The organism is Lacinutrix salivirga, assembly GCF_053604675.1.
In genome coordinates this window covers 49,842-61,957 of sequence record NZ_JBSHNP010000039.1, presented here as the reverse complement: position 1 = coordinate 61,957, position 12,116 = coordinate 49,842, and the positions used below count along the sequence as shown (strand labels likewise).

The window sequence follows — 12,116 nt, the reverse complement described above, 5'->3', positions numbered from 1 at the left end:
AACTGTTTCTGTGCTTGTTGCCGAGCAAGCTCCCGATGTTGTATAATCTACTGAATAGGTTGTGTTTGGTAATCCTGCTGTAATTGTTCCTGTAGTTGCATCTATCATAGCGCCATCTGTTGGTGCTGGTGGTGTGAAACTATAGGTTCCGCCTGGTGTGACTACTGAAGGTACATCTACTTCGCCTCCATCACAGGTTGGTAGTAAGGTGAAGGATGGGTCATCTATTTGGTTAACAACTACAGTTTCTGAGTCTGTGAGTGTTACAGGACATCCTGTTAAATCATCAGCTAGAGTTAAATTTATTGTTTGGTCTGCAGTTACAGCTGGTAAACTTACTGTAAATTCTCCAGCAGTATCTAGAGTTATAGTTTGGGTAGCTCCTCCATTAATATTAAAGCTAATCTCTGCATCTGGAGTGCCAGTAATTGTAAATTCTGCATCCTCGCCATTGCAAATAGGAGTAGTAACAGCAGAAGCATCGGCTGTTGCACTACTTTGTAAACTTATTACAATGTCATCTTGAGTTGTACATGGATCACCAAAAACAGCATCTGTACCTGTTGCAATAAGCGTGTAAGTTCCAGATTGCGTAACAGTTAACGTAGAACCTGTTTCTCCAGGGATAGTTACACCATCTAATTGCCACTCAAAAGTATTAAATGCTCCATTAGAAGTTGGTGTAATAGTAAAATCTGCTCCTCCACAAATAGTTTCATCAGGACCTAAATCTACTTGACAGATAATATCACAATTTGTGCCAGCAGAACCTGCATTAGGTACCATGTTTATAAATCCATCTTGTTGACTATAATTAGTTACCAATAACATGTAATATGAATTTGGAGGCGCAGCAGGTATATTAATTTGCTCTACAGATACGGCTGAAAAGCTACAATCTACTTGTGTTGAAGGGTTTAAATTAGCTGCACCACATTGTGGTTGGTCAAACGGACCCCAAACAATGAAATCTACATCGTTACCTCCTCCAGTTTCATTAGGACCATCGTATTGACTCAAAGTAAAACTTAAATCTCCACCAACATCGTCTGTTTGTAAAAAATACCAAATAGGATCTGGCTGCGAACCTAAACACCCATAATTAATACCAGGTTCGGCAGAATTAGGACCAGTTTGAGAAGGTACATTTTCTATATCAGAACAGATGGGTTGCGCAGCAATACAGACATCTGCACTTAAAACATTTATCTCAATTGTATCTGTACTAGAGCATCCTAAAGGGTTATCGTCAGACACAGTAAAGGTTACAGTATAATCTCCTGCAACTCCATAAGAGTGAGAGACATTTAAACCAGTTACAGGAGCTGTTCCGTCTCCAAAATCCCAAGTATAAACTGCTCCAGTATCGTCGTCTGAAAAAGTACCAACACCAGTAAAAGTAACAACATCTCCAGGCAGGACAGCGATTACACCTCCTGTAGCAACAGGATCTGTGCTATCTATTGTTGCTGTAATTGTTTGACATGGCACTGCACAAGCTATACTTGCTTCCCATCCAGAATTTGTTCCAGTAGAATTAGAAACATACTCAATAGTTAAACATCCTGACGCATTAGTAGCAGATGCTTGAATTATTCCAGAAGCACCTGTTGTGGCAGCACTACCAAAAAATGTTCCTAAAACAGGAGCTGTAGTATCATCACCATCGTAAATGGTCATATTATCTAATAGTGCTGTTTGAAAATTTGTAAAATCTAATATTATAAACTCTCCAGCATTAGGCGAACATATTGTAGTTGTAAAGTTTTCATCGTTTGAGTAGTTGGCTCCTGCACCTCCAGAATCATAAAAAATCCCTGAACATTGATTAAATGTTCCGTTTTGCATTAACACGTCTTGCGCAAAACAGTTTATTGATAACGAAAGAAGTAGTATTAAAGTAATATTCTTCATAATATATTATTTTCTATATTGAGATGTAATTTGAATCACATAATTTGTATTATCAATTATGTATAAATAAGTTCCTTTAGAAAAAAAGTCGAGTTTATATTTTAGAGGATTAAAAGTTTCAAGATTAAAACTATAGTCCTTCTTTTGAGTAGTGTAATCTTCAGAAAGCTCTACTTGAGATAACAATTTACCTTTTTTTAGTTTTGGATTTTTACTAGCATCAATAAATTCTATTCTATTTCTTAAAAGATGTTTTAAGCTTTTAGAAAAGTCAGCATCATTATACACTAAAGTTTTAGCCTCTTTTCCATAGACTTCTTCAATAAACTGCTTTTCTTTTTTTGAGAATTTACTAGATAAATTATTGGCTGAAACAAAACTCACATCGTGTTTCTCTTTCCAATCTGACTGAGCATTTACGCTAATTGTACAACAAAAAAAGCTTAAAGCTAAAATAACTAAAACATTAATTTTCATTAGTATTCGATATTACTTGTTAAATAAAGCGTGAAAATTAAGAAAATTTTAATTAACTAACTGTTAATTTCAATACCTAAATTCACTTTCTCTTCCTTTATAAAACAATTAAGATTAAAAAACTCCTACCTTCATATTCATTTTTTAATTATTGACTATCTTTGCAAACTATTTTACAGTATTGTATATAAAATTATTTAGATGAAAATTGACAAACAAATTGAAGCTATTGAGTCCATTGGAGATAACCATATAGGCAGTTCGTCTGACACACCTATGCGTGAGGATGCATTTGTGCTTTCTGATGAAGAAAAAATTGAAAGTATAAAAACTAATGTCAAGGATATTTTACACACGCTTGGATTGGATTTGAATGACGACAGTTTAAAAGGCACACCAAATCGTGTCGCAAAAATGTTTGTGAATGAAATTTTTGGAGGTTTAAACCCAAACACAAAACCGAAAGCTTCTACTTTTGATAATAAATATAAATATGGCGAAATGCTTGTAGAAAAAAACATTACTGTGTATTCTACTTGCGAGCACCATTTATTACCAATTGTTGGACGTGCACATATTGCATACATTTCTAACGGAACTGTAGTTGGTTTGTCTAAAATGAATAGAATTGTTGACCATTTTGCAAGACGACCTCAAGTACAGGAACGTCTAACGATTCAAATAGTAAAAGAATTACAGAGCGTGTTAAACACAAAGGATGTGGCTTGCGTTATAGATGCTAAACATTTATGTGTAAACTCTAGAGGTATTAGAGATATAGAAAGCAGCACTGTAACTTCAGAGTTTGGAGGAAAATTTAAAGAAAAAGAAAACAAACGTGAGTTTTTAGATTATATACAATTAGACACTAAATTTTAGTCTTTGTAAAGCAATATTATAAGATGCAATTATATAAAAATCAAAATATACAAATCTATAATTCTTTAACAGGAAAAAAAGAAGCTTTTAAACCCTTAAACGAAGGTTATGTTGGCATGTATGTTTGTGGACCAACGGTGTATAGCAATGTGCATTTAGGTAACGTGAGAACGTTTATGTCTTTTGATATGATTTTTAGATACCTAAAACATTTAGGCTACAAAGTACGTTATGTGCGTAATATTACTGATGCAGGGCATTTAGAAAACGATGCTGATGTAGGTGAAGACAAGATTATAAAAAAAGCACGCTTAGAAGAAATTGAACCTATGGAAATTGTACAGCGTTATACTGTAGATTTTCATCACGTATTAAACAAACTCAACTTTTTACCTCCAAGTATTGAGCCTACTGCTACTGGTCACATAATTGAACAAATTGAACTTATAAACACCATTATAGATAACGGGTTTGCTTATGTAGTAAATGGATCTGTATATTTTGATGTCCATAAATACAACGAAACAAATAATTATGGCATTTTAAGCAAACGAAAGCTAGAAGACCTAATCCATAATACAAGAGCACTCGATGGACAAAGTGACAAAAAAAATCCGCAAGATTTTGCACTTTGGAAAAAAGCCGAGCCTACTCACATTATGCGTTGGCCTTCGCCATGGAGTGACGGTTTCCCTGGTTGGCATTTAGAATGTACAGCTATGAGTACCAAATACTTAGGCGAACAATTTGACATCCATGGAGGCGGAATGGATTTAAAATTCCCTCACCACGAATGTGAAATCGCACAAAACCAAGCTGCTAAAGGCAAAGCGCCTGTTAAGTATTGGATGCATGCTAATATGCTGGAGCTTAATGGCTCTCGGATGAGTAAATCTACTGGGAATTATATAAATCCTGCGGAATTACTTTCTGGCAAAAACGATATTATGTCTAAGCCTTATAACCCTAATATTATTCGGTTTTTTATGATGCAGTCTGCTTACAGAAGCGTTTTAGATTTAACAGATAACGGACTTTTAGCTAGCGAAAAAGGTTTTAATAGATTAATGAATGCTGTTGATGATTTAGAAAATCTAAAACCCTCAAACACCTCTTCGTTTAATGTTGAAGTATGGATCCAAAATTGCTACAATGCAATGAATGACGATTTTAACACACCTATTTTAATCGCTAATTTATTTGAAGCAGTAAGCCATATTAATGCGATAAAAGAAGGAAACAAAACAATTTCTACTGAAGACTTAGAGCGCTTTAAAAACGCAATAAATATTTTTGTTTTTGATATTTTAGGTTTAAAAAATGAGCAAAACACTACTGCAGGTGTAGATAAACTTACTGGAGCTGTAGAATTACTCATACGCTTAAGACAAGAGGCTAGAGCCAATAAAGACTTTGCCTTGTCAGACAAAATACGTGACGAACTCGCCGAAGTTGGTATTACCTTAAACGACAGCAGAGAAGGCACAACATTTTCTACAAACTAGGTTTTTATAAAAGCTTAATTGGTTCATATTATGAAAAAAATACTAATTGCACCAATTTTGTTTTTAATAAAAATTTATCAAACATTTATTTCGCCATTAACACCACCTACGTGTAGATTTCAGCCTACTTGCTCCCATTATGCTAAAGAGGCATTAGAGGTACATGGCTTTTTTAAAGGTGGTAAACTAGCATTAAGGCGGATTTTTAGTTGTCATCCCTGGGGAAGAAAGGGTTATGATCCCGTTCCAAAAAAAGAAGAGTAATACTTAACATGTAGCAACTAATAACATAAATTATAGTTAATCCTATTTAATAAATCCAAATAAATTCAGCATTAATACTATATTTACAGCTGTAAAATAATAATTATGTTTTTATTAAAATTTGATTGGAATCCAATAACAGGAATTGACATTGTAGGCAATTTCAAAATACATTTCTACAGTTTAATGTGGCTAGCTGCATTTCTTATAGGATTGCAAATCATAAAACGCATTTATAAAAAAGAAAAGGTAAGTTTAGAGTATTTAGATCCTCTTTTTATATACACAGTAATTGCAACCATGTTAGGTGCACGCTTAGGCCATGTATTATTTTATCAATCGGAATTAATTAAAGACGATTTTTTTAGCATTTTCCTCCCTTTTAGTTTCAAAAATGGTTTTGAATTTACTGGATTTCAAGGTTTAGCAAGCCATGGAGCTGCTATTGGCATTATAATAGGCATGTACTTTTACCGAAAAAAATACAATTACAAATCACTAATGTGGATTTTAGATCGCATTGTAATACCTGTTGCTTCTGGAGCAGTTTTTATTCGTTTTGGTAACTTTATAAATTCCGAAATTATAGGAAAAGTAACCAATTCTCCTTTTGGTGTTCGGTTTATCCAAGAAGAATATAATAAATACGAAATTGTTAAACTTACAGGAATTAAAGACGTCAAAAAAGCTTATGCTGCAGTAACCGATAATCCACAATTTGCCAACCTATTAAACGATGTCCCTTTTAGGCATCCAGCACAATTATACGAAGCTATTAGTTACGTGTTTTTATTTGCAATTCTATGGTATTTTTATACTAAAACCAACAAGAAAGACCAAACAGGATTCTTATTCGGCTTATTTTTAGTATTACTTTGGACTATTAGATTTTTTGTAGAATTTGTAAAAGAGGCTCAAAATCCAGAACGCGCAGACTGGCTTCTTAATACTGGACAATTATTAAGTATTCCGTTTATTTTAATAGGCTTGTATTTTATGTTTGTGTATAAACCTAAAACTGTTGTAAAATGAAAAAATTGAGTGTATTATTATTAACTATTTGCTTAATCGCTACTTTTTTATCTTGTAAAGAAGAAACCAAAGCACTTAAACAAGCAAAAGTGGAATTTAAAAAAGAAGGTGAATTAACTATATATAAATCGACTTCAGACTCTATAATTGCGAAATTAGACATTGAAATAGCAGATACCGATTACGACATCCAAACTGGATTAATGTATAGAGATTCCATGAAGGATTCTCAAGGTATGTTATTTGTTTTTCCTAGTAGCACGCTACGATCTTTTTACATGAAAAACACTAAAATTCCTTTAGATATTATATTTTTAAACGGTCAAAAGCAAATTGTGAGTTTTAAGGAAAATGCTGTTCCCTTTGACGAAAGTGGTTTACAGTCTGAAGTGCCTGCTCAATTTGTACTAGAAGTAAATGCTGGATTAGCCGAAAAATGGTTGCTAGAAGTTGGAGACCGATTAGAGTATTATGAATTTAGAGAATAACTACACGTTTTTTAAAAAATAATATAAATACCTTTAATTAGGTATTTTTTTTTGCTTTAAACTTTGTAGATTTAGATATCGCTAAAACAACCAACCATGAAAAAAATTATCTTTTTACTACTTTTAGTTATAGTATCCTTTGCTTCTGCGCAAGATTATATTCCTATAGATAATATTATAATAAACAACTCTGCTTACGAAGTACAAGCAAAGTTTGATTCCTCTAGTTTTAAATTGAAGACCATAGATGCTTCAAATAAAAATAAAGAAACAATAAATTATATGTATGATATTGAATTAGAGGTTTTTGCTGCGAGCTTTATTAACCATTTAAAAACAATAGATAATGGAGTAAAAGACAATATTCTTGAAGAAAAACAAGCCATTGAATCTCTACGAAAAAAAATATTAGCTAAAAAAGAAGCTTTAAAAACAGAATCGCAAAGGCTTACAGAAGGTATTGATGGACTTGAAGATGAATATTCTGGTAAAATTATTTTAAATAAAACAATAACTCTAAAGCCAGATAAGAAATGTAAAGGTCAAACAGACAATGTAAATTCTCTTACAGAAGCTACACTAAACATTGAAAAAGCGTATCTCAATTTTTTTAATAATAAAGCGTCAACCATTTTAATTGAAGGGAATATAAATGGTAACGACAATGTTGTAATCCTTAATGATGAATATAGTATTCCTATAAGATATTTTAATAACTCAGGCAATACCAATAGTTTTAAGGTAAACGGAAGCTGTTATACTATAGATTACAATTCGGTTTTTGATTTTAAATCCGATCAGCATTTTAACTATTCTCTTGCGAACGAAGAACTAGTTTTAACACCAGATAAACCATCGCAACGTGTTAAACAACGTCGCTTTTTCGATTTTTTTACTGCCATTTTATATACAGATGCTATGGCTTTTGACAATAACCAAACCAATAGTTTAGTAAATGCACAAGCTAGATTATTACTTCCTTTAAATCAACGAAATTCTAGTAATTTTCTATTTACAGGTGGCAATTACACCTTATTAAGGCAATTAACAACAGAAGTAAACGTGGCTTTATACAATGGATCAAATAACGAATTGAGAGAAATACAACTCGTTACAAATGGTAGTGAGCCACTAAGTTTTGAGCATTTTGAGTTACTTACCAAAAACAATTTTTCTGGGACGTTAAATTTAGAACTATTAACACATGAGGCTAAACGCTTTTTCTCTCATATAAGTTTAGGTTACAATGCTTCGTTTTACAGAACGGCAATTAATAATACTATTGTAAATACAGTTGGACAAGACGATAATAAAACAGGTTCATTATTTTCTGTTAGTCATGGACCAATTTTAAACATAGAAATTAGACCGCAAACTAACTTTGGTGCAGATGTAAATGTGAGTTTAAACAACTTAACATATAATGGAGCAGACAGTGTTGCTGGTATTGAAGATGTTTCAGCACTAATAAATAATAATGATATTAGACATTTTGTGGCTAAATATAATGTGGTAAATATTAAAGCCGATTTCTACTGGCTAACTAATCCTGAAAAAGGAAGCAAAAGCGGTATATTTGCTAGGCTAGGTGGCTTTTACCATGCAGACAGCTACCAAATTCACCCACAACTATTTGTTGGTTATGCTACCAATTTAACATCTTTTGTAAATCGTTTTAAAAAGTAAAATCTATTCGACGTTTAAATTGTTGTCGCATAGTAATATAAGTAAAAAGCCTTTCTGCTAAACAGAAAGGCTTTTTATATAATGGATATAAAAGAATTACGCTTTAACGTTTTCTAAATCATCCTCTTCTTCTTTTACTTTATCTTTTAACGCTTCGGTAGCTCCTCCTCTTTTAACAGAGTCATACATTATTGGCGTTGCAATAAATAATGAAGAGTATGTACCTACAATTACACCTACAATTAAGGCAAACATAAATCCTCTAATAGATTCTCCACCAAAAATGAAGATGGCTAACAACACTACTAAAGTTGTTAAAGAGGTATTTAATGTTCTACTTAAGGTACTACTTAAAGACTTGTCTATTACTTTATTAAACTCCCAACCTGTATGTTCATTAAAGAATTCTCTAATTCTATCAAACACAACAACCGTATCGTTTAACGAGTAACCAATTACAGTAAGTATTGCTGCGATAAAGGCTTGGTCAATTTCCATTGAAAATGGCATAAATTTATGTGTAATTGAGAATACACCTAATACAATTAATACATCGTGGAATACAGCTGCTACTGCACCAAGTGAGAATTGCCATCTTTTAAAACGGAAAAGAATATAAAGGAATACCACAACTAGTGATCCTAATATAGCCCAAAACGATGCTTTTTTAATATCATCAGCAATAGAAGGACTTACTTTGTATTGTTGCATAATACCTACTTGCTTATTTTGGTTTCCGTTATCAACAAAATCTTCGTAAGATTGTCCGTTTAAATAAGGTTGTAAAGCAGTATATAACGTATTACGCATTTCTTCATCTACTTCGTTACCTGTTGCCTCAACTTTAAATTTGGTTGTGATTTTTAGATTATTATTATCACCTACAGTTTTAGCTTCTGCACTATTAAACACATCTGGTTGAGATAACACCTCAGCAATTTCTGATGCACTTACATCCTGAGCAAAACGTACTTGGTACGTTCTACCTCCAACAAAATCAACACCTTGATCTAAACCATTAGTAAATAAAGAAGCGACACTACCTAAAATTAAAATTGCAGAAATGATATAAGCTGTTTTACGTTTCTTTAAGAAAGCGATATCGATATTACTGAATAAGTTTTTAGTGATTCCTGTAGAGAACTCTAACTTACCTCCTTTATTATCGTACCAATCTACAAGTAATCTTGTAATAAATATTGCAGTAAATAATGATGTTACAATACCTATTAATAAAGTAGTTGCGAAACCTTTAATTGGTCCTGTACCAAAAATAAATAAAATTAAAGCGGTTAAACCTGTTGTAATATTAGCATCTAAAATCGATGATAATGCATTTGCAAATCCATCTTTAATAGATGTTTTTTGGTCTTTACCTTTTGCTAATTCTTCTCTAATACGTTCAAAAATAAGTACGTTTGCATCTACAGACATACCTATTGTTAATACAATACCTGCAATACCAGGTAAAGTAAGTACAGCTCCTAATCCAGAAAGTACACCAAATATTAAAAGGATATTTAATAACATAGCGATATCTGCAAATAAACCTGCTTTACCATAATAAAACACCATCCATATTAATACTAACCCTAACGCAATTAAAAAGGACATAGAACCACTATCTATAGCTTCTTGTCCTAAAGATGGTCCTACAACATCACTTTGTATAATATCTGCTCTTGCAGGTAATTTACCAGCACGTAATACGTTTGCTAAATCGGTTGCTTCATTTAAAGTAAAGTTTCCTGAAATTTCAGTGTTTCCTCCAGCAATTGGTCCACTAGAAGATGTTGGAGCAGAATATACTTTGTTATCTAAAACAATAGCAATATGTCCACCTGTTTGAGATACAGTCCCTGTCATTTCCTCCCAAACTTTAGCGCCTTTACCATTCATTTGCATAGTAACTGTTGGCTTATTTGTTGGCCCATAAGACTGTCTTGCATCTGTAACCACACCTCCACTTAAAGGTGGCGCGTTATCTCTATTTCCTTGTAATACATAAAGTTCAGACACTTCACTACCTTTTGCAGCTTTACCAAATAAAAACTTTACATTTTTTAGTTCTGCAGGCAATAATGCTCTTACTTCTCTCATATTTAAGTAATCGAGTACTTTTTGCTCATCACTTATTTTAAACTGTCCTAATATTGGTCCTCCTTGGTAACCTGGTCCTTGGTATAAATCTAATAATGGATTTACCTCATCTGTAGTCACATCGTCTCCACCTGTTAAGGCTTCAATTGTTTTATCCACATCATCTTCTGCTGTGTTTGTATTAGAGGTGTCTTTGGTTTTAGTACCTTCTAATTTTTCTTTTAATAGGTTATTAGCTTCGACTAAAAAAGGTTGAAACTGTTCACCTTTAAAACCATACCAAAATTCTAGTTGTGCAGTACCTGTAATTAAATCTGTAGCACGTTGAACATCTTTAACACCTGGCATTTCTACTAAAATACGACCAGAACTTCCTAAACGTTGAATGTTTGGAGAACTTACACCAAACTCATCAATACGCTTACGTAGTACCTCGAAAGCTGAAACTATTGACTCATCAATTTTACGAGAAATCACTGCTTTTGTCTCAGAGTCAGACATATTCATGTTAATCTCATCTACTAACGTTCTGTTAGCAAAAATATCTGGAGATGCTAATTTTTTTCCACCACTAATTTTATCGAATGCTACATAAAAGTCTTCGATGTAGTCATTCTGACTGTCTTTTTGAAGCTCATCTGCATCATCTAATGCCTTATTAAATATTGGGTCTTTAGAGTTGTTGGCTAATCCTTTTAAGATGTCTTTTACAGATACTTGTAAGATTACGTTAAGTCCACCTTTAAGGTCTAGACCTAATTTCATTGCTTTGTCTTTAACTCCACTATAATCGTTTCCTAAAAAAACGGTTTCTTTTTGAGTTAATAGAGAATCTAAATAAGCATCCTCAAATTCTGTTACTTTGTTATTGTAATCTGCGTCAGATTGGTCGAACTTGCTTTCTGCAATTTCTCTTGCTTGTTTTTCAATTGCATTCTCCTTAAAAGTGAACGACAATTGATAAATACTTACCAATCCAAATAGAATTGCAAAAAGTATTACTAATCCTTTGTTTTGCATAATGTTGTTTTTTAGTCAAAATTTAACGCGCAAATATAATACATGCTGAAAAACTTGACACTGTTTTTAATATTTAAATGTAATTTTTGTTTTGCTCTTTATAAATTTTGAAAAGAGGCTTTAATGCTAGGTTTAGCAATTAGGTCCAGCTCTTACTTCTGGAATATTATAAGACCTATAATCTATAGCAAGTACTATAGTTTTATTTGAAGTGTTTTTAAATAATATAGTATTACAGAATTCATTAGCAGGCAATGTTCCTGAAAAGGCATTTGAATTAGGATTGTAAAACCTTATATATTCTTGCTTAAGCTCAAACACATATTTATTGTTTAAGCCAGAATTTGGATCTCCAGTTTTAATGTCGAAAACTTCTAAATTATAATTTTCAAACTGTTGATTTTTATGGTTTTCTGAGGGTAAACTATCCTTTTCTTTTGAAACGGATTTAAAAGAAAGATTCCGGTTAGAGAGAAGCTTTTGTTTTATTCTGAAGCTATTAGTGCTGCTGTAATATTTAATTTTTAATTGTCCGTTGTGAAGCTCTTCAACCTTAACATTAGAAACTCCTAATACAATTAATTGCTCCTTAACGGCATTAATAGTGGTTTGAGAAGTATTGGTAGAGACTTCTCCATGAGTAAACTGGATAACAATTTCCTGATTTGGTACATCTACCTGATTTTGGGAAACACCAAAATAGGTTAGAATAAGTAGTAAAGCACCAAAATACCATTTTGTTCTCATACGC

10 protein-coding genes are annotated in these 12,116 nt (G+C 32.6%); 6 read left to right on the top strand and 4 right to left on the bottom strand.

The genetic code is table 11. The annotated features are described in order from the left end of the window. A partial coding sequence (locus ACVC5O_RS01045; RefSeq protein WP_452219603.1) for a PKD domain-containing protein occupies nt 1–1,914 on the bottom strand: 1,914 nt, incomplete at its 3' end. A gap of 6 nt (nt 1,915–1,920) precedes the next feature. Further along, on the bottom strand, nt 1,921–2,391 hold the full coding sequence (locus ACVC5O_RS01040) for a hypothetical protein (RefSeq protein WP_452219602.1): 471 nt from the start codon (nt 2,389–2,391) through the stop codon (nt 1,921–1,923). A 201-nt stretch (nt 2,392–2,592) separates the two neighbouring features. On the opposite strand from ACVC5O_RS01040, the gene folE reads away from it, so the two are divergent. The 6 genes from folE to ACVC5O_RS01010 all read left to right on the top strand — a co-directional run bounded on the left by folE (nt 2,593) and on the right by ACVC5O_RS01010 (nt 8,245). After that, the gene (folE, locus tag ACVC5O_RS01035) at nt 2,593–3,270 is read left to right on the top strand and encodes a GTP cyclohydrolase I FolE (RefSeq protein ID WP_452219601.1); all 678 of its coding nucleotides are present in this window, start codon (nt 2,593–2,595) and stop codon (nt 3,268–3,270) included. 23 nt (nt 3,271–3,293) lie between these two features. Beyond that, complete coding sequence (cysS, locus tag ACVC5O_RS01030; protein WP_452219600.1) at nt 3,294–4,775, top strand: cysteine--tRNA ligase; 1,482 nt, start codon at nt 3,294–3,296, stop codon at nt 4,773–4,775. A 30-nt stretch (nt 4,776–4,805) separates the two neighbouring features. After that, nucleotides 4,806–5,039, top strand: a complete 234-nt coding sequence (gene yidD / locus ACVC5O_RS01025; protein WP_452219599.1) for a membrane protein insertion efficiency factor YidD — start codon at nt 4,806–4,808, stop codon at nt 5,037–5,039. Between the two features lie 105 nt (nt 5,040–5,144). After that, the gene (lgt, locus tag ACVC5O_RS01020; RefSeq protein ID WP_452219598.1) at nt 5,145–6,071 is read left to right on the top strand and encodes a prolipoprotein diacylglyceryl transferase; all 927 of its coding nucleotides are present in this window, start codon (nt 5,145–5,147) and stop codon (nt 6,069–6,071) included. Then, nucleotides 6,068–6,559 carry a DUF192 domain-containing protein gene (locus ACVC5O_RS01015; RefSeq protein ID WP_452219597.1) on the top strand — a complete coding sequence of 164 codons (492 nt, stop codon included), beginning with the start codon at nt 6,068–6,070 and terminating at the stop codon, nt 6,557–6,559. Before lgt ends, ACVC5O_RS01015 begins: the two co-directional genes overlap by 4 nt. A 96-nt stretch (nt 6,560–6,655) precedes the next feature. Further along, on the top strand, nt 6,656–8,245 hold the full coding sequence (locus ACVC5O_RS01010) for a hypothetical protein (RefSeq protein WP_452219596.1): 1,590 nt from the start codon (nt 6,656–6,658) through the stop codon (nt 8,243–8,245). Between the two features lie 96 nt (nt 8,246–8,341). Here ACVC5O_RS01010 and secDF read toward each other — a convergent pair whose 3' ends face one another. Beyond that, a complete protein-coding gene (secDF, locus tag ACVC5O_RS01005; RefSeq protein ID WP_452219595.1) occupies nt 8,342–11,365 on the bottom strand; it encodes a protein translocase subunit SecDF in 3,024 nt (1,007 codons plus the stop codon). A gap of 132 nt (nt 11,366–11,497) precedes the next feature. Next, a complete protein-coding gene (locus ACVC5O_RS01000) occupies nt 11,498–12,112 on the bottom strand; it encodes a hypothetical protein (RefSeq protein WP_452219594.1) in 615 nt (204 codons plus the stop codon). Between the last annotated feature and the right edge of the window lie 4 nt (nt 12,113–12,116).

Bases quoted from the DNA above. Each gene is read 5' to 3' on its own strand.
- ACVC5O_RS01040 (WP_452219602.1), bottom strand. From the start codon at position 2,391: ATGAAAATTAATGTTTTAGTTATTTTAGCTTTAAGCTTTTTTTGTTGT.
- folE (WP_452219601.1), top strand. From the start codon at position 2,593: ATGAAAATTGACAAACAAATTGAAGCTATTGAGTCCATTGGAGATAAC.
- cysS (WP_452219600.1), top strand. From the start codon at position 3,294: ATGCAATTATATAAAAATCAAAATATACAAATCTATAATTCTTTAACA.
- yidD (WP_452219599.1), top strand. From the start codon at position 4,806: ATGAAAAAAATACTAATTGCACCAATTTTGTTTTTAATAAAAATTTAT.
- lgt (WP_452219598.1), top strand. From the start codon at position 5,145: ATGTTTTTATTAAAATTTGATTGGAATCCAATAACAGGAATTGACATT.
- ACVC5O_RS01015 (WP_452219597.1), top strand. From the start codon at position 6,068: ATGAAAAAATTGAGTGTATTATTATTAACTATTTGCTTAATCGCTACT.
- ACVC5O_RS01010 (WP_452219596.1), top strand. From the start codon at position 6,656: ATGAAAAAAATTATCTTTTTACTACTTTTAGTTATAGTATCCTTTGCT.
- secDF (WP_452219595.1), bottom strand. From the start codon at position 11,365: ATGCAAAACAAAGGATTAGTAATACTTTTTGCAATTCTATTTGGATTG.
- ACVC5O_RS01000 (WP_452219594.1), bottom strand. From the start codon at position 12,112: ATGAGAACAAAATGGTATTTTGGTGCTTTACTACTTATTCTAACCTAT.